The organism is Saccharopolyspora flava, assembly GCF_900116135.1.
Lineage (GTDB): Bacteria > Actinomycetota > Actinomycetes > Mycobacteriales > Pseudonocardiaceae > Saccharopolyspora > Saccharopolyspora flava.
In genome coordinates this window covers 193,092-219,005 of sequence record NZ_FOZX01000009.1, presented here as the reverse complement: position 1 = coordinate 219,005, position 25,914 = coordinate 193,092, and the positions used below count along the sequence as shown (strand labels likewise).

Below are 25,914 nucleotides of genomic sequence, written 5' to 3'. Positions count from 1 at the left end.
TCGGTGGGAAAGTTTCAGTGGAAACCTCCCCGGGTGGGTGGTGGGGGAAGTTTTCATGAAAACTTCCCCCACCACCCACCGAGCCACTCATCCGACGCGGAAGCGACGGACGGCGTCCTCGTCGAGCTCGACACCGAGGCCGGGCCGCGCCGGCACCTCGATCTCACCCGCGGCGTTGACCCGAACCGGGTCGGCGAGCATGAAGTCGCGCCGCTCCGGCGTCCAGCCCGGCGGGTCGAAGGGGTACTCGAAGAACGGGCCACCGCCGACTCCGGCCGCGACGTGCAGGTTGGCCAGCAGCCCGATGCCGTTGGTCCAGCTGTGCGGGGTGAACGCGCGGTGCTTGTGCTGCGCGAGTTCGGCCAGCGTCCGAGCCCGGTGCATCCCCACGGCCAGCACGACGTCCGGCTGGTACACGTCGAGCACGTCGTCGTCCAGACAGGACAGCAGCTCGGTCATCGAGTGCTGCATCTCCCCCGCCGCGATCCGCACGCCCGGGTTGTCGGCGCGCAGTCGCCGGAATCCCGCCGAATCCGCGTACGGCAGCGGCTCCTCGACCCAGAACACGTCCAGTTCGGACAGTCGCCGGACGAGCCGGCGGGTGGCCACCAGGTCGGTGGCGTCAGCGGTGTCGCCCGCCATCCGCCAGGACTGGTTGAGGTCCACCATGATCGCGAACTCCGGCCCCAGCGCGTCGCGCACGGCGGCGACCGCGGCGACCCCGTCCTCGGTGCGGTCGCGGTCGATGCGGATCTTCATCGCCCTGAACCCGGCTTCGCGCACCTGCCAGGCGACCTCGACCCGCTCCTGCGGGGACTTGAGCTCGGCGGTCGAGGCGTAGGCGGGCAGCGACCGGGACGCCCCGCCGAACAGTGTCGCCACCGGCAGTTCCGCGACCTTGCCGACGACGTCCCACAGCGCGGCCTCCAGCGGCCAGAACCGGCCGCCGTGGAAGTTCGCCGTCTCGATCGCCCGCACGTGCCGCACGATGTCGAGCGGGTCCTGCCCGACGAACAGGTGCCGCACGGCGTCGAACCCGTCCATCGTGTCCCCTGATCCGATGCCGGTGACGCCCTCGTCGGTGTGGACGCGGACGATCGTGGCGTCGAAGTGCCCGCGCGGGACGGGGTCCCACGCCGCGTGCAACGGCGGGTCGAGTTCGAGGCGGAGCCGGTCCAGGCTGATGTCAACGATCTTCATGGTGCCGTCGACGGTAGGAACGCCGGGAATTCGGCGGCAAGCGTTCCCGGCGGATCGCAACGCGCGTTGCGCTCACGCCAACTGCTCCGTCTAGGCTCGCCCCATGTCCTCCAGCAGGCCCATCGGGCACGGGTTGCGCCGCGATCTGGCGCTGCTGGACGCGCTGGCCTCCGACGAGGCGCAGCGGGCGGGTGGGCTCGGGGTGGTGCGCCTGGCCCGGATCACCGGCCGCGAGAAGAGCCAGGTCTCCCGCGCGCTGCAGGCGCTGGCCGCCGAAGGCGTCGTCGAGCGGGATCCGGAGACGCTGGGCTACCGGCTCGGCTGGAGGCTGTTCTCGCTGGTCGCGCGCACGGTCGAGGACCGGCTGGTGCGCACCGCCGAACCCGTGCTGCACCGGTTGTCCGCCGAGCTGGAGGAGACCGGGCACCTGTGCGTGCTGCGCGACGAGGCGGTGCTGACCGTGCTGTCGGTGTCCGGGCACTCCTACCGGGTGCACGGCTGGGAGGGGCGCGGCGTTCCCGCGCACTGCACCTCGGCGGGCCGGGTGCTGCTGCTCGACGCGACGCCGGACGACCTGCACATCCGCTTCCCCGCCGAGCTGACCGCGGGTCACGCCCCGAGGGCCCGCACGCTGCCGCAGCTGTGGGCGGAGATCCAGCGGGCCCGCCGCGCCGGCTACGCCGCGGTCAGCGAGGAGTTCGAGGCGGGCCTGTCGGGCGTGTCCGCTCCGGTCCGCGACTTCCGGGGCCGGGTCATCGCCGCCCTCAACATCTCGGCGCCCTCCTCGCGCCTGCCCGATCTGGACCGGGCGGGCCGGGCGACGGCCGCGGCGGCCGCGGCGGTCTCGGCCCAGCTGGGCAATCCGCTTCCCGCGTCCGGCCCGCACCGGATCCCGACTTGAGTCAGGCGGCTTCCAGCAGCGGTGTCGGCCGTTCCCAGGGCGCGGCGACCTCGAGCTGGCGGGCCAGGCGCAGCAGGAGACCTTCGCTGCTCGGCGGGCCGACGAACTGCACGCCCAGCGGCAGGCCGGCGTCGGTGCGGTGCAGCGGGAGGCTGATCGCCGGGCGTCCGGTGAGGTTGGCCAGCTGGGTGTAGGGCACCCAGCGCAAGCTGTTGTCGACGATCTGCTCGACGGTGCCCAGCAGCTTCAGCACCCGCGTGGTGCGGGTCTTGAGCATCGCCTTGACCACCGACCGCAGCGCGGCCGGGGTGTCCAGCGAGCCGACCTCGATCGGCGGTTCGCCCAGGCTGGGTGTCAGCAGCAGGTCGTAGCGGCTGTGGAAGTCGGCCAGAGCGGCGACGTGCTCGCGGCGCCGCTCCTGCGCGTCGTGCAGCGCGATGCCGCCCGTCGCCCGGCCCAGCGCGGCCATGACGAGCGTGTCGAGCTCGAAACCCTCGTCCCCGCAGCCGGTTTCGCGCTTGATCCGCTCGACGTCGGCGGCTTGCCGGACGAACCACATCAGCAGGAAGTCGCGGCCGAGCTGGCGGTCGTCGTGCGGCGGGGCGACCTCCTCGACCTCGTGCCCGAGCTCGGTGAGCAGTTCCGCGGAGCGCTCGACCGCGCGGACGGCCTCGGGGTGCGGCTGCTCGCGCAGCGCGCAGCGGGTGCTGTAGCCGATGCGGAGCTTGCCGGGCGCTTCGTCGAGCTGCTCGAGCAGCGGACGCTCCGGCCGTGCGGTGAGGCACGGGCTCACCGGCTCCGGGCCGACGAGGGCGTCGAACATGGCCGCGGAGTCGCGGACGGTGCGGGAGATGACGCCGTTGGTGGCCATGCCGAGGAACTGCTCGGTCTCCACCGGCCCGGTCGGCATCATCCCGCGCCCGGCCTTGAGGCCGACGAGCCCGTTGCAGGCGGCCGGGATGCGGATCGAACCGCCGCCGTCGCTGGCGGCGGCGACCGGCAGGATTCCCGCCGCCACGGCCGCGGCCGATCCGCCGGAGGAGCCGCCCGGAGTGCGCCGGGTGTCCCACGGGTTGCGGGACGGGCCGAACAGGTCGGGTTCGGTGACGCCCTTGGAGCCGAACTCGGGCGTGTTGGTCTTGCCGAAGATGACGAGCCCGGCGTCGAGCCAGCGCTGCACGACGGTGTCGGTCTTGGTGGCCTTGCGGCCGGCGAGCGCGCGGCAGCCGTCGTTGCTGACCGTTCCGGCGAGGTCCTGGTGCAGGTCCTTGAGCAGGAACGGGACCCCGGCGAACGGCCCGGACAGCTCACCGGCGACGCGCTGGTCGGCGTGGTCGTCGAGCCAGGCCACGATCGCGTTGATCGCGGGGTTGACCGCCTCGGCCCTGGCCCTGGCGGTGGCCAGCAGTTCGCTGGGGGTCACCTGCCCGGACGCGACCAGTTCGGCCAGTCCCAGTCCGTCGTGCCGCAGGTATTCCTCGACGTCCACCCGTCCTCCTCTGCCGCCGTCAGCCGAGCGCGTCGCAGCCGAGCTCCAGGCTCTGCCGGAACAGCGCGTGCTGCACCTCCGGAATCGCGCCCAGCATCTCCTCCTCGATCGCCGAGATCAACGGGTCGCAGCGTTCCAGCAGCTCACGCCCGGCGGGGGTGAGCGCCATCTGCAGCACGCGGCGGTTGTTGGGGTCCCGGCGGCGTTCGAGGTGCCCGTTGCGCTCCAGCGCCCGGACCATCTCGTTCATGGTCTGCGGCGTGACGAACGAGCGGCGCGCCAGCTGCGCCGACGACAGCCCGTCGCGCAGCCGCAGCACGGTCAGCGCGGTGAACTGCGGCGTGGTCAGCCCCAGCGGGCGCAGCGCTTCGTCCATCCTGGCCCGGATGGCCAGTTCGAGGCGTTTGACCAGGTACAGCGTCATCGGCTGAGGTTCATCAGCGGTCACCGCCCCATCATCGCGCACCTCAGTCCCGGTACGCCGAAAGCCCCGGCTTGTAGGTCTTGTCGTCGAGGAACTGCGACATGCCCTTCTGGCGGCCGTTGGTGTGGTCGAGGAACTGGGACTGCTCGAACTTGGCGTAGAGGTAGTCCTCGGCCTGCTCCCACGGCATGTCGCGGGCGACCTTGTAGCCGACCTTGGCGGCCCGCAGCACGACCGGGTTGGTGGCGGCGAGCTTGGCGGCGAGCTCGCGGGTGCGCTCGCGCAGCCGCTCGGCCGGGACCGCCTCGTTGACCAGCCGCATCTCGGAGGCCTGGCGTCCGTCGAAGAGCTCCCCGGTCATGATGTAGTACAGCGCGTCGCGCTGCGGCACGGTCGCGGCCAGCGCGCGGGTGACCACGCCGCCCGGCGGGATGCCCCAGTTGATCTCGGACAGGCCGAACCGCGCGTTCTCGTCGGCGATCGCCAGGTCGCAGGCCACCAGCGGGGTGAAGGCGCCGCCGAAGCACCAGCCGTTGACCATCGCGATGGTGGGCTTGGACCAGTTGGCCAGCCGCTTCCACTGCCACTCCGCGCTCGCCCGGCGCACCCGGATCTGCACCGACGGGTCGTCCGCCTCGTCGACCTCGCGGAAGTACTCCTTGAGGTCCATGCCGGCCGACCAGGCCTCGCCCGCGCCGGTGAGCACCAGCACGCGGCAGCGCGGGTCGGCTTCCAGGGCGTCGAGGGTGGCCACCATCTCGTCGTTGAGCGCCGGGTTCATCGCGTTGCGCTTCTCCGGGCGGTTGAGCGTCACCCAGGCGATGCCGTCCTCGAAGTCGACGAGAACGGTGTTGCCCCAGGGCTTCTCGGAAGTGGACATGGTGTACCTCTCCGCCGGAACCTCATAATCAGGAAACCTGATTGTTTCGGGACCGATCGTGGGCGCCGCTCCCCACGATGAGCAAGTTCTTGTGACCCTGGCCACCCAAGAACGATCGCGGTCCCTGATGGTTCAGGCGCGGTGTCCGGTCGCCTCCACCGCGACCTCCACGCGCGAGCGCACGCCCAGCTTGGCGAGCACGTGCGAGACGTGGACCTCGATGGTGCGGCGCGAGGCGAACAGCTCGGCGGCGATCTCCGGGTTGGACTTGCCGTCACCGACCAGCAGCGCCACCTCGCGCTCGGTGCGGGTCAACGCCTCCCAGCCGGTGGTGGCGCGCAGCCGCTTGGTGCGCGGCGTCCGGATGCCGTAGGGCAGCATCCGCGCGGCGGCGCGCTTGAGGTCCCAGCGGGCGCCGAGCTGGGTGAAGATCTCCGCCGCCTGCACGTAGGCCTTGCGGGCCGCCGGGATCTCGCCGCGCTCGGCCAGGACCGCCGCCAGGTCCTCCAGCGCGCGGGCCCGCTTGGGCGGCTGCTTGGTCTTGTCGTAGTGCGCGATGGCCGCGCGCAGCGTGATCGGGTCGCCTTCGAGCAGGCCCCGGCAGTGCTGGGCGGCGGCGAGCAGGTTCGGGGCCGCGCCCACCGTCGCGCCCTGCCCGCAGGAGTTGGTGGCCCGCGTGGCGGTCTCGACGTCGCCGGTCTGCAGCGCGTAGCGGACCAGCATCGGCAGCCACACGTAGTTGCTGCCGAAGCGCTCGCTGGCGTCGAGGGCCGCGACCAGGATCGCCTTCGCGCGTTCCAGGTCGCCGTCGATCTCGGCGCCGAGCACCCCGGCCACCATCAGGAAACCGGAGTTCTCCTGGGAATCCGGCGTCGCCTCGCCCGCGACCGCGAGCTGCTGGTCGAACAGCTCCCGCTCGCCGCGGTACCCGGCGAGCATCGCGCGCAGCCCGTGCAGCCAGCGCAGCTGGTGCGGGGTCATCTCGTCGCTGAGCTCGCTCGCGGCCTGCAGCTCGGCGTCGGCGTCGTCCCAGCGCCCGACGGTGAAGTAGTGGTTGCCCGCCGACAGCCGCACCACGGCCAGCCGGGACGGGGTCGCGCTGGTCTCGGCGATGGCCAGCATCTCGTAGAGCACGGTCTCGGCCTCGGCGGCGTGGCCGAAGGCGAACAGCAGCATCATCCGGTTGCTGAGCACCTGCAGCCGCAGGTCGACGTTCTCCAGCTCGTCGCCGAGCGCCGCCCCGGCCTCCTGGTAGCAGACCAGCGCTTCGGCGAGATCGCTGTTGCGGGCCCGCGCCGTCCCCCGGACGTGCAGCGCGAGCCCGAGGGCGTGGGCGTCGCCGGACTCGCGAGCCTCGGCCAGCGCCCGGTCGACGGTGCGCTCGGAGTCGGCGAAGCGCCCGGACATCAGCTGCGCCTGCGCGAGGGTGCCGCGCATCCGCGCCAGCCAGCGCAGCTCGGCGCCGGTGGTGGATTCGGCTTCGGCGATGACGGCGGCGGCCTCGTCGGCCCGCCGGCGCACGGCCAGCGACCACACGAGGTACCAGGTCAGCTCGGCGGCCCGGGAGCTGTCGGCGACCTCGGCGAGGGCGCGTTCGCTGAGCTCGTGGGCCTGCTCGGGCCGGTCGAGCTGCACCAGCGACAGGGCGCGGGCGGCCAGCAGCACGTCGCGGTGCTCCTCCTGGGACGGCATCGGGACGAGCGCGGCTTCGAGCAGGTCGGCGGCGCAGGCGGGCGCGCGGTGGGCCAGGGCGTGCCCGTGCTGCACGAGCCATTCCAGGCTCCAGCCGTCGAGTTCGCCGTCGCCGATGGCGATCGAGGCGAGCAGTTGGTCCCCGACGCGCTCGACGGAGGCACCGGACTCGTGCAGGACGTGCGCGGCCTGCACGTGCAGGGCCAGCCGGAGGGAGGTGGGCGTGGTCTCGTAGAGGGCGTGGCGCACGACCGGGTGCTGGAAGGCCAGGTGCAGTCCGGATTCGACGAGCACGCCGGTGTCCATCGCCTCCTCGACGTACCCGACGAGGTCGGAGACGGGGCGTTCCGAGAGCGTGGACAGCTCGGTCATCGCGAAGACCGGGCCGAGCAGCGCGGCCATCCGCAGCAGCCCGAGGGTCTGCGGGTCGAAGAACCCGAGCCGCCCGATCACGGCCTCGGCCAGCGAACGCGGCATCGCGTCGTCCCGGCCGGCGAGCTCGGCCCGGCCGTCGTCGACGGCGATCGCACCCTCCCGGGTCAGGGACAGCACGATTTCCCTGGCGTAGCGCGGGTTTCCGGCCGCCCCGGCGAGCGTCCGGCGCAGCCGGGGGCCGATCCGGGCGGCGTGGGTGAGCGTGCTCGCCAGACCGGCCACGGCGGTCTCGGCCAGCGGCGGGAGCACGATCCGGCGCGCCTGCGCGCGCACCTCGCTGTGCCCGCGGGCGGGCCGGGCGGCCGAGATCAGCAGCAGCGGCAGCTCGTCGGTGAGTCCCACGAGGTGCTGCCACACCTGCAGGCTCGCGTCGTCGGCCCACTGCACGTCGTCGGCGACGAGCACGACGGGCGCGTTCGCGCACCACCCGGCGACGAGGTCGGCGATCTCGCCGGTCGGGATGCCCTCGGCCGCGGAGATCCGCTCGTGCAGCTCCCGCAGCTCCGGTTCCTCGGACTTGGGCCCGATGCCGAGGCAGTCGAGCACGAACCGCAGCGGGAACTGCCTGCTGAGCCGGTCGGCGGTGGCGTGGCGCACGGCGCAGCCCTGCACCGCCGCGTCGGCGACGAGCTGGTTGAGCAGCGCGGTCTTGCCGATGCCGGGCTCGCCCTCGATCCACACGGCACCGCCGGTGCCGCCGGCCACCGACGCGACCAGCCCCCGCAGCTCGTCGAGCTCGGCCTTGCGGCCGAAGACCACCGGTTCCGACGTCATCACGCCGCGAGCCTAGCCGCTGTGAGCCCGCCCAGACCCCTCGAGTGATCAACTACGAACCAGATTGGGGGCTAGCCCTACCCCACCCCGCTCACCGCCCGGTGATGCCCAGGCGACGCGAGAGATCGGAGACGAAGATCCCGTCGGGATCGACGGAGTCCCGGGTCTTGCGCCACTCGTCGAGCCTCGGGTACATCCGGCGGATCATCTCCGGGGTCGTGCGCGAGTCCTTGGCGAAGTAGAGCCTGCCACCGGCCGCCAGCACCCTCTCGTCGAGCCGCCTGCAGAACTCGCCCAGCCCCTTCTTCATCGGGAAGTCCAGGCTGAGCATGAGCCCGGGGTGCGGCCACGACAGCGGCGCCGGGCTCCCCTCCCCCATGCGCTTGAAGACGTTGAGGAACGACCTGTGCCCGGAACGGGCGATGGTGCGGACCAGGTCGGCCATCTCCTGCTCGGCGCCGTAGGGGACCGAGAACTGGTACTGCAGGAACCCGGCGGAACCGTAGGCCCGGTTTTACTCGCCGAGCACGTCCAGCGGATGCAGGAACTGGGAGATGTTGGCGATCTTGCCGCGCGCGTGCTTGGGGAACATGCGGTGGGCGACCTCGCCCGCCACCCGTGAGGTGAGCGGGTTGAACACGCCGTTCGGGAACACGTCCGGCAGGGTCGCCAGCTGCGGGGCGTCCAGGCGCAGCGGGTCACGGCGGAGCTTCGCGGGCAGGTCCTCCAGGCGGGCCAGCGAGCCGCGGGAGAACGTGGCGCGGCCGAGGTGCGGGCCGGTGGAGATCGTGTCGGGCACGGCCGCGGAGTACTCGTACGCCTCGTCAGAACCGTTGGTGAGCAGTTCCATCGTCTCGTCGAGATCGCGGGTGCGGTCGTAGTCGGCGAGGAAGTAGGCGGTCTCGGTGCGCTTCATCCGGATCCGGACACGCACGATGACACCGGTCAGCCCGATGCCACCGACGGTCGCCCAGAACAAAGCCGAGTCACGGCCGTCCGGGGTGAGCGTGCGGACCTGGCCGTCGGCGGTGACCAGGTCCAGCGACAGCACGTGGTTGCCGAAACTCCCCGCGCTGTGGTGGTTCTTGCCGTGGATGTCGTTGGCGACGGCTCCGCCGACCGTCACCTGCCGGGTGCCGGGCAGCACCGGCACCCACAGACCGTGGGGCAGCGCGCGGCGCATCAGGTCGTCCAGGCTCACCCCGGCGTCGACGTCGACCACCGCTTCGTCCGGGTCGACGCGGTGCACGCGGTTCAGCCCGGTCATGTCCAGGACGAGACCGCCGGCGTTCTGCGCCGGGTCTCCGTAGGAGCGGCCGAGTCCGCGCGCGACAACGCCGCGCGGGCCCGCCCGGCGCACGGCCTGGACGACGGTCTCGACGTCCCCGGCGGGCAGCACGTCGGCGACCGTTCCCGCCGCCCTTCCCCATCCGCTCAACTCGCGCCGGTGCACGGCGCCGGAGTTCGTTGCGCTCGTCATCCCGCCAAGCTAGCGACGATGGCGGGTTTCGCGGGGGCAGAACGCTCGAACACCGCCCTGACCAGGTGCCGACACGCCGCCCGCGTGTCGGCACCCGACTTCCGGTCAGGAGGTGTGGTGGACCTCCTGGAGGCCGTAGACCGGGGTGGGGATTCCCTCGGCTCGGGCCTTGAGCTGCAGGGCCAGGTAGAGCGAGTAGTGGCGGGACTGGTGGAGGTTGCCGCCGTGGAACCACAGCGCCTGCTGCTGGGTGGGTTTCCACATGTTGCGCTCCTCGCCCTCCCACGGGCCGGGGTCCTTGGTGGTGTCCGAGCCCAGGCCCCAGACCTTGCCGACCTTGTCGGCGACCTCCTGGCCGACGATGTCGGCCGCCAGGCCGTTCATCGACCGGAAACCCGTGGCGTAGACGACGAGATCGGCCTCCAGCCGGGTGCCGTCGGCCAGCACCACCTCGGTCTCGGTGAGCTCGGCGACGTCGCCGTGGGCCAGCTTGACGCTGCCGTCGGCGATGAGCTCGCAGGCCCCGACGTCGATGTAGTAGCCCGAGCCGCGGCGCAGGTACTTCATGAACAGGCCCGAGTCGTCGTCACCGAAGTCCAGCTGGAAACCGGCCCGCTCCAGCCGGGCGTAGAACTCGGCGTCCTGCTCGCGGATCACGTCGAACGCGGGCTTCTGGAACTCGTTGAGGATCCGGTACGGGATGGAGGCGAAGGTCAGGTCCGCGGTGCGGGTGTCGATGCCCGCGGCCACCGCCTCCTCCGAGTACAGCGGGCCGAGGCTGTGCTTCATCAACGAGTCCGACCGCACCACGTGCGTGGAGGAGCGCTGCACCATCGTGACGTCGGCCCCGGCCTCCCACAGCGCGCCGCAGATGTCGTGGGCGGAGTTGTTCGAGCCGATCACCACCGCCTTCTTGCCCCGGTAGGCGTCCGGCCCGGGGTGCGCCGAGGAGTGGTGCTGGTCGCCGCGGAAGCGGTCCTGACCCGGGAAGACGGGCACGTTCGGCTTGCCGGACACGCCCAGGGCCATCACCAGCTGGCGCGGCCGGAGGGTGACCTGCTCGCCGTCGCGGTCCACGACCAGCTCCCACTGGCCGTTGTCCTCGTCGTACTTCGCGCTCAGCGCGGTGGTGGAGCCCCAGTAGTTGAGCTCCATGACCTTGGTGTACATCTCCAGCCAGTCGCCGATCTTGTCCTTCGGCGCGAAAACCGGCCAGTTCTCCGGGAAATCGATGTAGGGCAGGTGGTCGTACCAGACCGGGTCGTGCAGCGCGAGCGACTTGTAGCGCCTGCGCCACGAGTCGCCGGGCCGCTCGTTGCGCTCGACGATGATCGTGGGCACGCCCAGCTGGCGCAGCCGCGCGCCGAGCGCGATGCCGCCCTGCCCGCCGCCGACGATGACGACCTCCGGCTGCCGGGTGTAGCCGAGTTCGGCGAGCTCGGCCTCCCGCCCCTCGCGCCAAGTGACCCGGTCCGGGTTGGCGCCGTGCTCGGCGCCCCGCGGCCTGCGGTGGTTCTTCGGCTCCTCGTGACCCTTGAGCTCGTCCAGGGTGGTCAGGAACGTCCAGGCCTTGCCGTCGACCAGGCGCAGGTGGCCGGTGCCGCGCCCGACGGCGGTCTCGAAGGAGAACCACGCCTCGGTGACCCCGCCGGACTCGGTCGGTTCGCCGAGGACGGTGAACCCGGTCGGTTCCGCGTGCTCCAGCGTCGCCGAGAGCATCGCGGCGATGTCCGCCCGCCCCTCGCAGGTCTTGATGTTCCAGGTGAGCGCGATCAGGTCGCGCCAGTAGCAGTCCTCGCCGAACAGCGACACCACGCGATCGACGTCGCGGGCCGCGATGGCTTCGGAGAACTCGGTGATCCACTGCTCGACCCGGGCTCGGGTCGCGTTGTGCTCGACGGTCTGGCTCACGCCGACTACCTCCCGCGCGGGCGTCGTTGCCCCTTGAGTGGTCGCGATCACATGACATCAGTCATGGAGCCACACCGGCTCCGGTCGCGCACGGGTTGCAGGGGGTTGCAGTCAGCCGCGCACCGACGGGGCGGTGGAGTGCGGCAGCAGCGCGGCCGGGTCGTCGGGCCGCAGCACCTCGACCTCGACGGAGTCGCTGAACCGGTAGGGACGCCTGCTCAGCAGACCGCCGAGGGTCCGGCGCAACCGCGACATCTCGGCCCGCACGGTGACGGTGCGCCGCTCGTCGCCGAACACCTCGGCGGCCAGCCGCGCGGCCGTGCACCCGGCGGGGTGGGCGGTGAGCAGGAACAGCAGTTCCGCGTGGCGGGGGCTCAGCGGGTGGCTCCAGCCACCGGCGGCCGCGTCCACCTCGACGCGGGGCTGGGATTCGCGCAGGTCGAGGCGCACGCGGGTGCGCTCGGTCAGCGTCGCGCCCGGGTCGTCGTCGAGCAGCCGCACCAGCCACCCGCCCGGGACGGGTTCGACCGCGCAGTCGCCGAGAGCGGGCAGCCACGCCCGCCCGGCGTCGCAGCGGGCGGGCAGCGCGACGTGGTCGACCGGACCGAGACCGGTGGAGGCCGCGACCCACCCGTGCGGATCGGTGACCACCGCGCGGCCGGAGACCCGCGACAGCAGCGGAACGGCACTGCCGCGCAGTCCTTCGAGGGAGGTGAGATGGCTGGTCCGCAGCTGGGCCTCGGCCAGCTGCGCGACCGTCTGCACCAGGGCCAGCGTGGTGGGGCTGACGGTGGACGCGGGCCCCGACAGGTCGACCGCGCCGAGCAGCCGTCCGGTGCGCGGATCGTGCAGGGGCGCGCTGGCGCAGGTCCAGGCGTGGTGGGTGCGCACGTAGTGCTCGGCGGAGTAAACCTGCATCGGCAGGCCGGTGACCAGGGCGGTTCCGATCGCGTTGGTGCCCACGACGTCCTCGCCCCAGCTCATGCCCTCGACAAAGCCGAGCGAGTCGGCGTTGCGGCGCACCGCCGCGCTGCCGTCGCGCCACAGCACGTGCCCGTCGGCGTCGGTGATCACCATGATGTTCGCGGTCTGCTCCGCGACCCCGCCGAGCCTGCTGCGCAGCAGCGGCAGCACCTCGGCCAGCGGCGACTGCCGCCGCCGCTCGGCCAGCTCGTCGGCGGGCAGCTGCCGGGGCGCGCGTCCCCGCTCGGGGTCGATGCCCCGCGACCGCATCCGCCCCCACGACGCCCCGATCACCGCCCGAGGCCGAGCGGGCAGCGCCTCTCCGGCCACGGCCGCGTCGTGCACCCGAGCCAGCAACCGCGCGTACCGCTGGGGGTCCTCCCCCACCGGCAACGCCGCCTCCAAACTCTCCTCACGCACGCCCCAAGTGTGACCCACACCGCAACCTCAGCCAACCACGGCGACCGCACCACCCCTCACGTCGAAAACCCCGGTTTTCGCCGGGTCGAATACCGCAGTTTAGGCGCGACTTACTACGGATACGTTTCGCAAGGGAACGCGACCAAGACGACCCAAGCTTTGGTAAACGCGCCCCACTACGGATACGTTTCGAAAGGCAGGGGAAATTTCTTCTGAAATTGGCGGACTCCACAACGCAAGAAAAGCACAGAACGAAGCCAATTTCAGGAGAAATTGCCCCTCCGTGCCCACCCAGAGCACCCCGCGAAGCGCTCCCAAGGCGATCCCGTGGGGGTCGGGACAGTTTTCATGAAAACTGTCACTCCACTCACACGACGGAACCCCAAAACCCCAGCTCAACCACCTCGAGAGCCCTGGAGTCCTCCCCACAGAGACCCCCGTGGGGCGGTGACAGTTTTCATGAAAACTGTCACCGCCCCCACGGGGTTCTTCAGGAGCGCTTCGCGGGGTCGAGCTGCTTGCGTACGGAGTGCCAATTTCTCCAGAAATTGGCTTCGTTTCCTGGTTTTCTTGCGTTGTGCGATCTGCCAATTTCAGAAGAAATTGTCACGGCCTTTCGAAACGTATCCGTAGTGGGGCGCGTCCACTAAAGCTTGGGTCGTCTTGGTCGCGTTCCCTTTCGAAACGTATCCGTAGTGGGGCGCGCCTAAACTGCGGTTTTTGACCCGGGGGTGGGTTTCAGGTGGTGGGGGTGGGCCAGTCGATGTGGTGGTCGTAGGCCCAGCCGCGGCCCATCGGGGGTTTGCGCTGCCAGGCGAAGGCTCGTTTGGCCTTGTTGCGGAGGTCCCGGAAGCGGCGGGCCATGGGGTGGTGGGCTCGGCTGGTGCCCATGCGGCCCATCGCGACGACCGCTTCGACCCGTTCTCTGCGGAGGCGTTCGAAGGCGGCGAACGCCGCTGCGGGGCTGGTGTGGTCGCGGAGGCAGCGGGCGAGCTGGACCCCGTCCTCGACGGCCATCGCCGCGCCCTGCTCGGAGGCGGGCGGGGCGACGTGCAGGGCGTCGCCGATGATGATCGCCCGGTCGGTGCACCAGCGCGGCACGTGCGGCAGGGCGTGGTCGTCGAAGGACAGGATGCGCTCGGAGTTGCCGACCACCGTCGGGGCGATCGTGCCGTCGCCGGCGAACAGCTCGGTCATCTCGGCGCGCAGGGCGTCGACGTCCTGCGGCTCGTCGCGGCGACGCGGGACCGGGGCGCGCAGGCTGGTGAACCAGAAGCAGCCGCCGGAGTGCGAATCGCGGGTGGCGGCGAAGAAGCCCTTCGCCCCCAGGTAGGAGCGCAGCACCTCCGGGGGCGGCGGTTCGCAGCCCGGCTCGGCCGCGTAGCCGTAGATCGTGCGGGTGCCCAGGCGCTGCGGCTCCGGCCCGTCGGGGTTGATCCGGCCGCGCACCAGCGAGTTCGCTCCGTCGGCGCCGACGAGGACGTCGCCTTCGACGCGGCTGCCGTCGGCCAGCGTGACCGCCGCCGCGGCCGGGTCGGCGTCGACGACGCGGCAGCCGTTCCGGAACTCGGCGCCGCGCTCGACGGCCTGCTCGCGCAGGACCTCCGAGAGCACCGGCCAGTGCATGACCCGCGGCAGCCCGCGCTCGGAGCTCGGGTCGGCGCCCAGCGAGTACCCGATCCGGCTGCCGTCGGGGCGGACGCGCTCGGTGCGCACCAGCGGGAACGAGCGGGCGATGACCGGCTGGTGGGCGTCCACGGCGCGCAGCGCGTCCATCCCGTTGGGGTTCAACCGGACCACGGCGCCCTCACCGTGGTCGGCCGGGCGCGATTCCACCACGGTCACCGCGATCCCGGCGCTGCGCAGGGCCAGCGCCAGCGCCGTTCCCGCGATCCCTCCCCCGCTGACGACGACGTGCTCCACAGCATCCCCCAGGACACTCGACCGATTCACAACCCTCCCGGCACCCTAGCCCGCCGCAGCCGCCGATCTCCCTAGAAAACCCGCACCCGCCCGAAACACCCCAACACCCACCCGATGCCGGATTCGACCCCGAACGTCCCCGCAGTCACCCCGATTTCCATGGAAATCGGGTCACGTCGGTGCGCGGGAGACGTTCGGGGTCGATGCGTCAGGTCAGGAGGGACTGGGCGATGGCGTTCTTCTGGATCTCGGAGGAGCCCGTGAGCACCCGGAACATCCGCAGGCGGCGGAACAGCGACTCGACCTCCGAGCCGCGGACCATGCCGGCCTTGCCGTGGAGCTGCATGGCCTCGTCGGCGATGCGGAAGGCGTTCTCGGCGACGAACAGCTTGCACATGAACGCCTCCGTCGCCGGCCGCCGACCGGCGTCGAGGTCGGCGAGCGCGTCGTAGGTCATGGCGCGCGCCGCGTAGTGGGCGGTGGCCATGTCGGCGAGCTTGTGCTGCACGCTCTGCAGCCCGGCCATCGGCCCGCCCGCGACCTCCCGGCCCAGCACGTGCGCCCGCGTCAGGGCGATCAGCCTGCGGGTGCTGCCGAGCACCGTCGGGCAGTGCAGCAACCGGTTGGTGGTGACCCGGCCGAGCCCGATCCGCAGGCCCTGCCCGACCTCGCCGAGCAGCTGCTCGGGCCCGACGTAGCAGTCGTCGAGGACGATGTCGGCCTCGATGTGCTGGCCGGACAGCGGCACCTCGCCGGGCAGCACCGAGCAGCCGGGCGAGTCGAGGTCGACCAGGAACGCCGAGTAGCTCTCCCGCTCCCCGGCCATCCGCGCCACCAGCACCGAGAAGTCGGCGAACGGCCCGGCGGAGCTGAACACCTTGTGCCCGCTGATCCGCCACCCCTCGCCGTCGGGCGTGGCGGTGGTGCGCATGGCGCGCACGTGCGAGCCCGCGTCCGGTTCGGTCAGCGAGAAGCAGCAGGCGCGGTCGCCCTCGACGACCGGCCGCAGGTACCGCTCGACCTGCTGCGGGGTGGCGTGGCCGAAGATCGCCCCGGCGCGCAGCGGCCCGCCCATGTCGCCGAGCACGCTGTGCCCGAGCACCCGGCCCGAGGCGGCGACCTCCTCCTTGAGCACCGCGAGGCGGGTGGCGCTCAGGCCGCGCCCGCCGTGCTCGGGCGGCAGGTGGATGCCGTAGAAGCCGAGCTGCCGGGCGCGCTTCCACACCGGCTGCAGGATCTCGCGGCCGTACGCCGATTCGTGGTCGAGCCCGTGGTGCCGCTCGTAGTCGGCGAGTTCGCCGTGCAGGTAGTCCCGCAGCGCGACGACCAGGTCGGCGAGTTCGGGATCGTGGTCGTAGGTGGGTTCGAGTGCGAAGCTCACGCCGTCCCCTCCCCCGCCAGTTCGCCTGAGACGCGGGCGGTTTCGCGGAAGATCCCGCGCGCCATCAGCGATTCCTCGGATTCGGCGCGCGCCCGGTAGACCTCGGCCCGGACCCGGTGCAGCGCGGGGTCGTCCGGCTCCGCCTGGGTGGCCATCTCCGCGAGGTGCCCGGCCAGCCGCAGCTCGCCGGTGTCCCGGGCGCGCAGCGCCGCGTCGGCGAGAACCCGTGCGCCACAAGCGAGTTCGGCGACGGCCGAGGCCAGGACCGCGTCCGGCGCGGGTTTGAGGCGGGCCGGGTTGCCGTCGTACCAGCCGCCGTAGCGGCGCCACAGGTTGCGCACCACGAACTCCGGTTCGTCGTAGCGGGCGCGCAGGTAGACGCGGTCGGCGAGGTGCCGCGGCGGGGTCACGCGCTGCACGATCTCGTCGAGCGGGTGACCGTCGTTCATCATCCCGAGCGTCTGCTCCACCAGGGATTCGAGCCATTCCGCGGTGTCGGTCAGCGCCTGCTCGACGCGGTCGGCGCCGAAGATCGGGGCGCCGTGCGAGGGCAGCATGATCTCGGCGCCGAGCCCGGCCATCCGCCGCAGCGCCTGCGCCCACTCCCGGGGGTAGCGCTGCGCCTTCTGCGGGTTGCCGCAGTTGGGGCTCACCCAGACGAACAGGTCGCCGGGCAGCAGCAGCCGGTGCTCGGGGACGTAGGCGACGGCGGCGTCGTCGGTCTCGCCTTCGGCGTGGAACAGCTCGAAGGTCAGCCCGGCGCGGGTGACGGTGAGCGCGTCGCGGAAGGTGACGTCGGGCAGCCGGTAGGTGCGCGGCCAGCGCAGGTCGTCGATGCCGAACTGGCGGCGGTTGATCAGGGCGTTGTACCCGGCGGTGAGCGCGTAGCGGTCGAACCGGTCGCGGACCCGTTCCTGCGCGACGACCTGCGGCGGGCGCGGTTCGGCGTCGAACGGGTCGAGGCCGCCGACGTGGTCGATGTGGCCGTGCGAGTAGAACGCCAGCGTCAGCGGGTCGCCGCTCCACTCGCGCAGGATCGCGTGGGTGCGCGGGGCCGACAGCGGGTTGCCGGTGTCGAAGAGCAGCAGTTCCCCGGCGGAGCGGAAGGCGATGGCGTTGCCGAATCCGGGCAGCAGCCCGAGCCCGTCGGCGATGTCGATGACGGCGTCAGCGCGAGTGCCGCCGGCGATGTGGTCGTCGATCCGGCCGTTCCAGACCTGGTCGGCGTGGGTTCTGATCTCGCTCATGAGGTCTCCTGGGCTCAGCCGATGCGGCGTTCGACGCCGGTCCAGTCGCGTTCGCGCAGCGCGCGGCGGTCGACCTTGCCGGTGCGGGTGCGGGGCAGCGCGTCGAGGAACTCCACGACGCGCGGGATCTTGTGCCGGGCGATGCGGGCCGCGCAGGCCTCGACGAGCGCGTCGGCACCGACGTCGGATCCCGCGCGGCGCACGACGCAGGCCTTGACCGTCTCGCCCCACTCCTCGTCGGGAACGCCGTGGACGCAGGCCTCGTCGACGTCGGGGTGGGTGTAGAGGGCGGCTTCGACCTCGGTGCAGTAGACGTTGTAGCCGCCGGAGACGATCATGTCCTTCTTCCGGTCGACGAGGAACAGGTAGCCGTCCTCGCGGAACCGGCCCAGGTCGCCGGTGCGCACCCAGCCGTCGCGGAACGTCTCGGCGCTCGCCTCCGGCGCCCGGTGGTACTCGCGCACGCAGTCCGGGCCGCGCGCCACGACCTCCCCGATCACGCCGGGCGGCACGGGCGCGCCGGAGTCGTCGACGACGCGCACCTCGGTGTCGAAGACGGGACGTCCGCACGACAGCAGCAGTTCCGGGTCGGCCTCGACGGCGTGCGCGATCTCCTCGGCCGAGAGGTGGGTGATCGCGCTGGTGGTCTCGGCCTGCCCGTAGCCCTGCGCGACGACCGGGCCGAAGGCCGCGACCGCCTCGCGCAGCCGGGTGGGGCTGACGGGGGCGCCGCCGAGGGTCAGCGAGCGCAGGGCGGACAGGTCGCGCTCGGCCAGCGTCGGCGAGGCCAGCACCCGGTTGAGCATCGCAGGCACCAGGAAGGTGGTGGTGACGCGTTCGCGTTCGAGGACGTCGAGGTAGCCCTCGACGTCGAAGGCGGGCAGCACGACCACGGTCGATCCGCGGAAGAAGCAGGACAGGATGCCCATGCCGCTGGCGTGGGTGATCGGTCCGGGCGCGAGGTAGACCTCGGTGTCGCCGGTGCCGCGCATCGCGAGCTTGCGGAGGCAGGCCAGGCGGTTGCCGACGGTCTGCACGGCGGCTTTGAGGGTGCCGCTGGAGCCGGAGGTGAAGTTCAGGACGGCCGGGTCGTCGGGCGAGACGTCGACGGCGATCTCCGCCTCGTCGCCCTCGGCGACCAGCTGGCGGTACGAGAAACCTTCTCCCGCATCGAGTTCCACGACCAGCGCGGCGTCGTCGAGCAGCGGGCGGAGGGTGTCGCGGTGGGCCCGGTCGACGAAGACCGCGCGCGGCTCGGCGTCGGCGAGGACCTGGCCGATCTCGGCGGCCGACAGCCGCGGCGAGAGCGGGACGCGCACGAGACCGGCCTTGCACAGGGCCATCTCGACGACGACGAGCTCTCCCCGGTTGCCCGCGAGGGTCGCCACGCGGGTGCCCCGGGTGAATCCGCGAGCCCGCAGCGCGGAGGCGATCCGGTTGCTCTCGGCGTCCAGTTCCGCGTAGGTCCAGCGCTGATCCGCGCAGGTCAGCGCGATCGCGTCCGGGCGGTTCCGGGCGGTGCGGGTGAGGTAGTGACCGAGGTTCACGCCACATGTTCGCAACATGAAGACCATTTATAGACAGACTGTCCAGGATTGTCCAGGGCGTCCGCTGGCAGAATCAGCGCATGCCCACCAACGCCCCGACCACGACCGGCGGCTCTCGCCGGGACGCCCCGCGCCGCGAGGACCGCAGGACGCGGCGCACCCGCACCGCGCTGCAAACCGCGCTCGTCGAGCTCGCCCTGGAGCGCGGCTACGCCTCGCTGACCGTCGAGGAGATCGCCGAGCGGGCCGACGTCGGGCGCGCGACGTTCTACACGCACTACAGCGACAAGGACGAGCTCTTCGACGCCGTCGTGCGCACCCTGCTCGGCGAGCTCGCCGAGCGGACCCAGCCCGCGCTGGACTCGGCGGAGGGCTTCAACGGGCGTCCGGTGCGAGCCCTGTTCGAGCACGCCGAGGAGCGCGGCGAGGTCTACCGGCTGATCCTGCGCGGCGACGGCGACGGCCGGGCGCTGCACGCGCTCACCGAGGCGCTGTCCCGATCGGTGCGCGCCGAGTTCTCCGCCCGCGCCGAGACCAACGAGGTGACTCCCCGGCTCGATCTCGACCTGCTGGCGCGCACCTGGGTCGGCGAGGTGACCGCCGTGCTGACCTGGTACTTCTCCAGCCCGGAACCGCCGATGCCGCTGGCCGAGGCGGCGCGGATGCTGGCCTCGCTGTCCCGGCACGGCCGGTGGTGGGGCCTCGGTTTCGACGGCCCGCCACCGGACCTCGAATCCTGAGAACCGCTTGAGCACCACCGCCCTCCGGGCTAGTTTCTGGACAGCTCGTCCATGAATGGACCATCTGTCTCGAACAGTGAGGAGCGGTGCCGTGCTGCCACATCGTCGTGAGCTGCAGACCTATCCGACCGGTGCGCGACGGCGCGGGCTGCTCGCCGCCGCGATCCTGGCCATGTTCCTCACCGCCTACGAGGGCCAGATCGCCCCGGTGCTGAGCCTGCTGCTCGCCGACCTCGGGATGCCGCTGGGCCGCTACGGCGTGATCACCGCGGTGTCGCTGCTGGTCGGCGCGGTGGCCGGGTTCGTCGGCGGCAAGCTGGTGGACCGGCTCGGCCGGGTGCGGCTGATGGTGCCGTTCCTGTTCCTGTCCGGACTGGCCTGCCTGTTCATGGCCACCGCCACCACCGAGGCGCAGTTCACCACCGCCCGCGTCGTGCTCGCGCTGGTCGAGGGCATCGCGGCGGCCGGAAGCGCCCCGCTGGTGCGGGATTTCGCGCCGCGCATGGGCAGGGCGCAGGCGTTCGCGTTCTTCTCCTGGGGCACCGTGGGCGCCAACTTCTTCGCCGCCGCGCTGACCGCGCTGACGCTGGACCTGCTCGGCGGGACCTGGCAGGCGCAGCTGCACCTGATGGCCGGGATCTCGCTGGCCGGGGCCGTCGTGGTCGCCGCGACCCTGCGCGAGCTCGCCCCACCGGTGCGCCGGGAGATCCGGCTGTCGGAGGAATCGGTCCGTTCGATCACGCCGACCAGGACCGACTCCCCCGTGCGCAACGCGACGGCGTGGACCTACGTGGCGGCGATGTCGGCGCTGTTCCTGCTGCTGGGCACGCTCAACGCCTACGGCCAGGTGCTGCTCGGCGAGGCGCTCGGGGTTCCGGTGCGGCTCGCCTCGCTGATCATGATGCTCTTCTGGGGAGCGAACCTCGTGGCGAGCCTGGGGTTCTCGCGCTGGTCGGACCGGCTCCAGCGGCGCACCCCGTTCCTGCTCGCCGGCGGCACGACCTCGGGCGCGGCGCTGCTGGCCCTCATCGTCCTGCTCGGACTCGGCACCGGGGCGCCGGCGGCGGTCGTTGCCGTGGCGTTCATCGCCCTGGGGGTCGCGCTCGGCGCGGTCTTCGGGCCGTGGATGGCGGCCTTCGCCGCCTACGTCGAGGAGACCCACGTCGACGCCGAGGGCACGGCCTTCGGCCTGCAGCACCTGGTCAGCAGGCTCGTCGTGCTCGGGGCCGTGCTGCTGGCGCCTCGGTTTGCCGAGGCCGCGGGCTGGTCGGCGTGGCTGCTGGTCACCCTCGCCGCGGTGGTCGTCTTCCTCGCCCTGATCGTGTTCCTGCACCGCAGGAACCCGGAGCGGGCGCCGGAGGCCGTCCCGGAGAGCGCGGTCGCCGGATGATCGTGGCGAAGGACGAATAAGTGCTAGTAGCCTCTCACTTATCCGGCGAACGCGAGGAAAGGGCGGGCGAACGATGACGGTGGAACTGCCGCTGCAGATGCGACGCGACGGGTTCAACCCCGGCGCCGAACTCGGCGAGGTGCGCGACGGGGACGGCGTGGTGAAGGTGGAGTCCCCCTTCGGCCAGACCGGCTACCTGGTGACCCGCTTCGCCGACGTGCGGCGCGTGCTCGGCGACCCGGCCCGGTTCAGCAACGCCCGGGCCCGGGCCACCTCACCGCTGGAGGAGCAGCTCAGCGACGAGGAGAAGGCCCGGATGCGGGCCGGTGGCCTGCTCGGCTACGACCCGCCGGAGCACTCGCGGCTGCGCCGGATGCTCACCCCGGAGTTCACCGTGCGCCGGATGCGCCGGCTCGAACCGCGGATCGTGGAGATCGTCGAGGCCGCGCTCGACGACTTCGAGCGAGCGGGCAAGCCCGCCGACCTGGTCGCCAACTTCGCGCTGCCGGTCCCCTCGCTGGTGATCTGCGAGCTGCTGGGCGTGCCCTACTCGGATCGCGACGAGTTCCAGAGCATCTCGGCCCGCCTGCTCGACACCTCGCTGCCCCGGGAGCAGCGGATCGAGGCCCAGCGCGCCAACCGGGACTACATGACCGGACTCGTCGAGCGCGCCCAGGCCGACCCGGGCGAGGACATGCTCGGCATGCTGGTGCGCGAGCACGGCGACGACATCACCACCGACGAGCTGGTGGGCGTCGCCGCGCTGCTGCTGCTCGCCGGGCACGAGACCACCTCGAACATGCTCGGGCTGGGAACCCTGGCGCTGCTGCAGAACCCCGACCAGCTCGCCCTGGTCCGCGACGACCCGGCGATGGTCGAGCCCGCCGTGGAGGAGCTGCTGCGCTGGCTGTCGATCGTGCACTCGGTGGCGATGCGGATGACCACCGAGGACGTCGAGATCGCCGGGAAGACCATCCCGGCGGGCGAGCTGGTGCTGCTGTCGATCCCGGCCGCCAACCGCGACGCCTCGTTCATCGACGACCCGGAGACCCTCGACATCACCCGGGGAGCCGGCGGGCACCTCGCGTTCGGCCACGGCGTGCACCACTGCCTCGGCGCCCCGCTGGCCCGGATGGAGATGCGCATCGCCTTCCCCGCGCTGCTGCGGCGTTTCCCGGACCTGGCCCTGGCGAACCCGGACGCGGAGCCGGACTTCCGCGTCTTCAACGCCGTCTACGGGTTGCAGCAGCTGCAGCTGACCTGGTGAGCGGCTGAACTCGCGGCCGCGCGGTGCTGTTACGGTCCCGTGCCATGGCGGAGCGGACATTGCGGGCGGATGCCGCGCGCAACCACCAGCGGATCGTCGACGCCGCGCTGGCGGCGTTCGAGGACGCGGGTCCGGCCGTCACGCTCGAGGAGATCGCCGACCGCGCGGCCGTGAGCGTGGCGACGCTCTACCGGCGCTTCGGCAACCGGGACCAGGTGGTGCGCGCGGCCTTCGACCACGTGCTCAGCACCGAGGTGGAGCCGGTGGCCGACGCGCGCACCGACGACGCCTGGCACGACCTCACCGGCCTGCTCAGCGCCGCGGTCGACTCCCTCTCCCGGCGCCAGGGCCTGCTCGCGGTGACCCGGGAGGCCCGCGTGGCCGACGTGGAAAGCGTGCAGCGGTGCGTGAATTCGCTGCGGCGGATGCTCGACCGCGCGATCGAGGCGGGCGTGGTCCGTCCCGAGCTGGAGGTCCGCGACCTGGCGGCGGTCATCTCCATGACGCTGAGCACCGTCCACCCCGACGACCCCGAGGGGCTGGACCGCCGCCGCTACCTCGCGCTGCTCGTCGACGGCCTGCGCCCGTCACCGGACACGCTGCCTCCCCCGTCGGCGCGCGGCCGGTGACGGTGAGCGGCCCGCGCTAGCGTGAGCGGATGACCATCAGCGACATCGACCGCGATTTCCTGCGCCGCGCGGTGGGGCTCGCGACCCGAGCACTGGAGTCCGGGGACGAACCGTTCGGCTCCGTCCTGGTCTCCCCCGAGGGCGACGTGCTGTTCGAGGACCACAACCGCGTGTCGGGCGGCGACGCCACGCAGCACCCGGAGTTCGCGATCGCGCGGTGGGCGGCCGGCAACGTCGCCGCCGCGATCCGCCCGCGCTGCACCGTCTACACCTCCGGCGAGCACTGCCCGATGTGCTCGGCGGCGCACGCCTGGGTCGGGCTGGGCCGCATCGTCTACGCCTCCTCGTCGGCGCAGCTCGGCGAGTGGGCCGCCGAGCTGGGACTGCCCGTCTCCCCCGTCGCGGCGCTGCCGATCGAGCTGATCGTGCCCGGCGCCGACGTCGACGGCCCGGACCCGGAGCTGGCAGCGGAGGTGCGCGCGCTGCACGCCCGCCGGAGCTGATGCCGCTGTGCCGTCGGCGACAGTCGGTCGTGCCTGCGCGGGTTCCCGGAGGCCTCCGGCTAAGTTGATCACCGATCACACCGGGTACGACATCGGGGGACAACACGTGAGCACACGCGAGCGATTGCGCGAGCTGGTCGAGGCGCCGCGGTTCCAGCAGTTCATCATCGGGGTCATCCTGCTCAACGCGGTGACGCTGGGCTGCGAGACCTCGCCTTCCCTGGTCGCCGAGTACGGCGAGGTGCTGCACGCGGCCGACCGGATCGCCCTGGCGATCTTCACCGTCGAGCTCGCCGCGCGCCTCTACGCGCACGGGCCGCGCTTCTTCCGCGACCCGTGGAACTGCTTCGACGCGATCATCGTGGGCGTCGCGCTGCTGCCCGCCACCGGTTCGCTCGGGGTGCTGCGGGCGCTGCGGATCCTGCGGGCGCTGCGGCTGATCTCGGCGGTCCCCAGCATGCGGCGGGTCGTCGGCGCGCTGCTGAGCGCGCTGCCGGGGATGACCTCGATCGCGGCGTTGCTGGTGCTGATCCTCTACGTGGGCTCGGTGATCGCCACCAAGCTGTTCAGCACCGTCGCGCCGGAGTACTTCGGCGACCTGGGGTCCTCGCTGTTCACCCTGTTCCAGGTCATGACCGGGGAGGCCTGGTCGGAGGTGGCGCGCTCGGTGATGGAGGCCGAGCCGCTGGCCTGGATCTTCTTCATCGCCTACATCGCGGTCACCACGTTCACCGTGCTCAACCTGTTCATCGCGGTGACGGTCTCGGCGATGGAGTCGCAGGTGGCCCGCGAGCACGAGCGGGCGGAGGAGAACCAGACCACGATCCTGCTCGCCGAGATCCAGCAGCTGCGTGACGAGGTCCGCCGCCTGCATCCTGCCGGGCAGACCACCTCGACCGACTAGGAGCGCCATGGATGACCGGCTCGTCTTGTGGGACGTCGACCACACGCTGATCGATTCGGTGGGGCTGGGCGGCGCGGCCTACGAGCGGATCTTCCCGCAGGTCACCGGGGAACCGGTGCGGGAACCGGCGTTGCTGGACGGGCGCACCGATCTCGGCACCATCGACCGGATGCTGCGCGCCCACGACCTCGAACCGACCGAGGAGCGGGTCGCGGCGATGACCACCGCGCTGGCCGAGGTCTTCGAGGAGGTGCGCGGGGAGCTGGTGTCCCGCGGCCGGGTGCTTCCCGGGGTGCGGGAGGCGCTGTCGGCGTTCGACGCCGATCCCTCGGTGCACCAGAGCGTGCTGACCGGCAACACCGCGCAGGTCGCGCGGATCAAGCTCGGCGCGTTCGACCTGCTCGGCCACTTCGACCTGGCGATCGGCGCGTTCGGCGACGACCACCTGCGCCGGGGCGGCCTGGTTCCGGTCGCCCGGGAGAGGGCGGCGCGCCGGCTGGGCATCGACTTCCCGGCCGAGCGGATCGTGCTCATCGGCGACACGCTCAACGACGTGCGCGCGGCCCACGAGTCGGGTGCGCGGCTGGTCGCGGTCGCCACCGGTTCCCACAGCGCCGACGAACTGCGGTCCGCCGGCGCCGAGGTCGTCTTCGACGCCCTGCCCGCCCCGGACGAGCTCCGGGCGGCGCTGGGCTGAAACGGCGTTTTGGGCTGAAAACCACGTCCTGGACGGCCTGCTCGCGTCTGCGCGGGTGAGCAGGCCACGTCCAGGCGTTCGGCTAACGAACTGCTCATCGCCCGAGCTTCCGGTAGAAGCGGGCGCGGTCGACGGTGGCCACCTGGTGGTGCAGCACTCCGGCCTGCTGTCCGGTGTCGACGTTGATCGCGCGGGCGGTCCAGGTCTGGCGGCCGACGTCGGGTGCCGGGCCGCGCTCGACCTCGATGCGCACCACCTGACCGGGCAGCGTGGGCGCGGTGTGCTCGTAGACGCCGCCGCAGCCGAGCATCGCGAACTCGTCGGGGACGTCGGGGGCCAGCAGCTCCCAGGTCGCGTCCTCCAGCATCGCGATCAGGGTGCCGGTGGCCAGCACCGGTTCGCCGCGCCGCGCGAGCAGGGTTCCGGGCAGGATGCTCGGCACGGTGTGCGCGGCGGTGATGGTCCGCGTGCAGCTGTGCACCTGGACCGGCTGGGTGTTGGTCACGCGAACTCCCCTCCCAGCAGCGCCGGTGCGGTGGTGATCACGGCGCCGCCGCTGCGGATCGGGTCCTCCCGCAGACCCGGTTCGCAGGGGTCGCGCCAGAACACGGCGCAGTCGGGGCAGAACCAGCGCAGCAGCGGCGGTTCCAGCCACCGCACCTCGTCGGTGCACAGTGGACAGTTCAGCGCGAGGGTTCCCGTCACCGACCCGTATCGATTCAGCCCTACAGCAGTCATCTCACTCCTCCTGTTCGACTCCGGCGGACCCGCCGTCCGCTTCGTCCGGAGTATCGACCGGACCGAGATCGGAACTGAAGGGCGTTGATCTTGTGCATTCACCGATCGGACGGCATGTCGAACCCGCCCGTGAGGGAGAGTCCACAGAGGATCATCCGAAAGTGGAACAACTAAACCGGCACGGTACGAATCTGTTTCGCTAATCCACTGTGGACCTTCTCACAGGAAACGCCGATCCGGACCGCTCCGCCCCGCACTCACTTCTCGGACGCGGTCGTGTTGGGGTGGGGGAAGTTTTCATGAAAACTTCCCCCACCCCAACACGAGCCGCCACCACAGGGACTTCCTCATCATTACCCATAGGTCTGCTTCAGGCTCC

At 71.9% G+C, this 25,914-nt stretch carries 21 protein-coding genes and 1 pseudogene; 8 read left to right on the top strand and 14 right to left on the bottom strand.

From position 1 onward, the window contains the following. Window positions 1–87: 87 nt before the first annotated feature. On the bottom strand, window positions 88–1,200 hold the full coding sequence (locus BM424_RS23115) for a mandelate racemase/muconate lactonizing enzyme family protein (protein WP_093421794.1): 1,113 nt from the start codon (window positions 1,198–1,200) through the stop codon (window positions 88–90). Window positions 1,201–1,303: 103 nt separating this feature from the next. On the opposite strand from BM424_RS23115, the gene BM424_RS23110 reads away from it, so the two are divergent. Then, window positions 1,304–2,101 carry an IclR family transcriptional regulator gene (locus BM424_RS23110; protein WP_093421792.1) on the top strand — a complete coding sequence of 266 codons (798 nt, stop codon included), beginning with the start codon at window positions 1,304–1,306 and terminating at the stop codon, window positions 2,099–2,101. 1 nt (window position 2,102) lies between these two features. Here BM424_RS23110 and BM424_RS23105 read toward each other — a convergent pair whose 3' ends face one another. The 11 genes and pseudogenes from BM424_RS23105 to BM424_RS23055 all read right to left on the bottom strand — a co-directional run bounded on the left by BM424_RS23105 (window position 2,103) and on the right by BM424_RS23055 (window position 18,685). Further along, window positions 2,103–3,590 carry an amidase gene (locus BM424_RS23105; protein WP_093421789.1) on the bottom strand — a complete coding sequence of 496 codons (1,488 nt, stop codon included), beginning with the start codon at window positions 3,588–3,590 and terminating at the stop codon, window positions 2,103–2,105. Between the two features lie 19 nt (window positions 3,591–3,609). Then, on the bottom strand, window positions 3,610–4,014 hold the full coding sequence (locus BM424_RS23100; RefSeq protein WP_093421787.1) for a MarR family winged helix-turn-helix transcriptional regulator: 405 nt from the start codon (window positions 4,012–4,014) through the stop codon (window positions 3,610–3,612). Window positions 4,015–4,057: 43 nt separating this feature from the next. Further along, window positions 4,058–4,894, bottom strand: coding sequence for a p-hydroxycinnamoyl CoA hydratase/lyase (locus BM424_RS23095; protein ID WP_093421785.1), 837 nt, complete (start codon window positions 4,892–4,894; stop codon window positions 4,058–4,060). Window positions 4,895–5,026: 132 nt separating this feature from the next. Then, complete coding sequence (locus BM424_RS23090) at window positions 5,027–7,795, bottom strand: ATP-binding protein (RefSeq protein ID WP_093421783.1); 2,769 nt, start codon at window positions 7,793–7,795, stop codon at window positions 5,027–5,029. Between the two features lie 91 nt (window positions 7,796–7,886). After that, window positions 7,887–9,275: pseudogene (gene dprE1, locus BM424_RS23085) on the bottom strand (decaprenylphosphoryl-beta-D-ribose oxidase). A gap of 105 nt (window positions 9,276–9,380) precedes the next feature. Beyond that, window positions 9,381–11,186 (bottom strand): NAD(P)/FAD-dependent oxidoreductase, encoded by a 1,806-nt coding sequence (locus BM424_RS23080; RefSeq protein WP_093421780.1) that lies wholly within the window; start codon window positions 11,184–11,186, stop codon window positions 9,381–9,383. Window positions 11,187–11,297: 111 nt separating this feature from the next. After that, on the bottom strand, window positions 11,298–12,569 hold the full coding sequence (locus tag BM424_RS23075) for a helix-turn-helix domain-containing protein (RefSeq protein WP_093421778.1): 1,272 nt from the start codon (window positions 12,567–12,569) through the stop codon (window positions 11,298–11,300). 738 nt (window positions 12,570–13,307) lie between these two features. After that, window positions 13,308–14,492, bottom strand: a complete 1,185-nt coding sequence (locus tag BM424_RS23070) for an FAD-dependent oxidoreductase (RefSeq protein ID WP_175548222.1) — start codon at window positions 14,490–14,492, stop codon at window positions 13,308–13,310. Between the two features lie 208 nt (window positions 14,493–14,700). Beyond that, a complete protein-coding gene (locus BM424_RS23065) occupies window positions 14,701–15,873 on the bottom strand; it encodes an acyl-CoA dehydrogenase family protein (protein WP_093421774.1) in 1,173 nt (390 codons plus the stop codon). Further along, the gene (locus BM424_RS23060) at window positions 15,870–17,120 is read right to left on the bottom strand and encodes an alkyl sulfatase dimerization domain-containing protein (RefSeq protein WP_245776060.1); all 1,251 of its coding nucleotides are present in this window, start codon (window positions 17,118–17,120) and stop codon (window positions 15,870–15,872) included. The genes BM424_RS23065 and BM424_RS23060 overlap by 4 nt, the downstream gene beginning before the upstream one ends. 14 nt (window positions 17,121–17,134) lie before the next feature. Next, window positions 17,135–18,685, bottom strand: coding sequence for a class I adenylate-forming enzyme family protein (locus BM424_RS23055; RefSeq protein ID WP_245776059.1), 1,551 nt, complete (start codon window positions 18,683–18,685; stop codon window positions 17,135–17,137). Window positions 18,686–18,747: 62 nt separating this feature from the next. On the opposite strand from BM424_RS23055, the gene BM424_RS23050 reads away from it, so the two are divergent. The 7 genes from BM424_RS23050 to BM424_RS23020 all read left to right on the top strand — a co-directional run bounded on the left by BM424_RS23050 (window position 18,748) and on the right by BM424_RS23020 (window position 24,797). Continuing rightward, on the top strand, window positions 18,748–19,407 hold the full coding sequence (locus BM424_RS23050) for a TetR/AcrR family transcriptional regulator (RefSeq protein WP_093421771.1): 660 nt from the start codon (window positions 18,748–18,750) through the stop codon (window positions 19,405–19,407). A gap of 91 nt (window positions 19,408–19,498) precedes the next feature. Then, window positions 19,499–20,797, top strand: coding sequence for an MFS transporter (locus BM424_RS23045; protein WP_175548221.1), 1,299 nt, complete (start codon window positions 19,499–19,501; stop codon window positions 20,795–20,797). Window positions 20,798–20,870: 73 nt separating this feature from the next. Next, window positions 20,871–22,064 (top strand): cytochrome P450, encoded by a 1,194-nt coding sequence (locus BM424_RS23040; RefSeq protein ID WP_217649804.1) that lies wholly within the window; start codon window positions 20,871–20,873, stop codon window positions 22,062–22,064. 44 nt (window positions 22,065–22,108) lie between these two features. Further along, complete coding sequence (locus BM424_RS23035; RefSeq protein ID WP_093421766.1) at window positions 22,109–22,693, top strand: TetR/AcrR family transcriptional regulator; 585 nt, start codon at window positions 22,109–22,111, stop codon at window positions 22,691–22,693. A 29-nt stretch (window positions 22,694–22,722) separates the two neighbouring features. Further along, window positions 22,723–23,196: a nucleoside deaminase gene (locus BM424_RS23030; RefSeq protein ID WP_093421764.1), complete on the top strand. Its 474-nt coding sequence runs from the start codon at window positions 22,723–22,725 to the stop codon at window positions 23,194–23,196. 106 nt (window positions 23,197–23,302) lie between these two features. After that, the gene (locus tag BM424_RS23025; protein WP_175548220.1) at window positions 23,303–24,100 is read left to right on the top strand and encodes an ion transporter; all 798 of its coding nucleotides are present in this window, start codon (window positions 23,303–23,305) and stop codon (window positions 24,098–24,100) included. A gap of 7 nt (window positions 24,101–24,107) precedes the next feature. Continuing rightward, window positions 24,108–24,797, top strand: a complete 690-nt coding sequence (locus tag BM424_RS23020; protein WP_093421759.1) for an HAD family hydrolase — start codon at window positions 24,108–24,110, stop codon at window positions 24,795–24,797. Between the two features lie 94 nt (window positions 24,798–24,891). Here BM424_RS23020 and BM424_RS23015 read toward each other — a convergent pair whose 3' ends face one another. Beyond that, window positions 24,892–25,302: a thioesterase, FlK family gene (locus BM424_RS23015; RefSeq protein ID WP_093421756.1), complete on the bottom strand. Its 411-nt coding sequence runs from the start codon at window positions 25,300–25,302 to the stop codon at window positions 24,892–24,894. Then, window positions 25,299–25,535 carry a hypothetical protein gene (locus BM424_RS23010; protein ID WP_139274138.1) on the bottom strand — a complete coding sequence of 79 codons (237 nt, stop codon included), beginning with the start codon at window positions 25,533–25,535 and terminating at the stop codon, window positions 25,299–25,301. The genes BM424_RS23015 and BM424_RS23010 overlap by 4 nt, the downstream gene beginning before the upstream one ends. Window positions 25,536–25,914: the final 379 nt, after the last annotated feature.

Excerpts from the sequence above, each read along its gene's own strand:
- BM424_RS23100 (WP_093421787.1), bottom strand. The coding sequence starts at position 4,014 with ATGACGCTGTACCTGGTCAAACGCCTCGAACTGGCCATCCGGGCCAGG.
- BM424_RS23055 (WP_245776059.1), bottom strand. The coding sequence starts at position 18,685 with ATGTTGCGAACATGTGGCGTGAACCTCGGTCACTACCTCACCCGCACC.
- BM424_RS23035 (WP_093421766.1), top strand. The coding sequence starts at position 22,109 with ATGGCGGAGCGGACATTGCGGGCGGATGCCGCGCGCAACCACCAGCGG.
- BM424_RS23110 (WP_093421792.1), top strand. The coding sequence starts at position 1,304 with ATGTCCTCCAGCAGGCCCATCGGGCACGGGTTGCGCCGCGATCTGGCG.
- BM424_RS23050 (WP_093421771.1), top strand. The coding sequence starts at position 18,748 with ATGCCCACCAACGCCCCGACCACGACCGGCGGCTCTCGCCGGGACGCC.
- BM424_RS23090 (WP_093421783.1), bottom strand. The coding sequence starts at position 7,795 with ATGACGTCGGAACCGGTGGTCTTCGGCCGCAAGGCCGAGCTCGACGAG.
- BM424_RS23030 (WP_093421764.1), top strand. The coding sequence starts at position 22,723 with ATGACCATCAGCGACATCGACCGCGATTTCCTGCGCCGCGCGGTGGGG.
- BM424_RS23020 (WP_093421759.1), top strand. The coding sequence starts at position 24,108 with ATGGATGACCGGCTCGTCTTGTGGGACGTCGACCACACGCTGATCGAT.
- BM424_RS23040 (WP_217649804.1), top strand. The coding sequence starts at position 20,871 with ATGACGGTGGAACTGCCGCTGCAGATGCGACGCGACGGGTTCAACCCC.
- BM424_RS23060 (WP_245776060.1), bottom strand. The coding sequence starts at position 17,120 with ATGAGCGAGATCAGAACCCACGCCGACCAGGTCTGGAACGGCCGGATC.
- BM424_RS23095 (WP_093421785.1), bottom strand. The coding sequence starts at position 4,894 with ATGTCCACTTCCGAGAAGCCCTGGGGCAACACCGTTCTCGTCGACTTC.
- BM424_RS23115 (WP_093421794.1), bottom strand. The coding sequence starts at position 1,200 with ATGAAGATCGTTGACATCAGCCTGGACCGGCTCCGCCTCGAACTCGAC.
- BM424_RS23010 (WP_139274138.1), bottom strand. The coding sequence starts at position 25,535 with ATGACTGCTGTAGGGCTGAATCGATACGGGTCGGTGACGGGAACCCTC.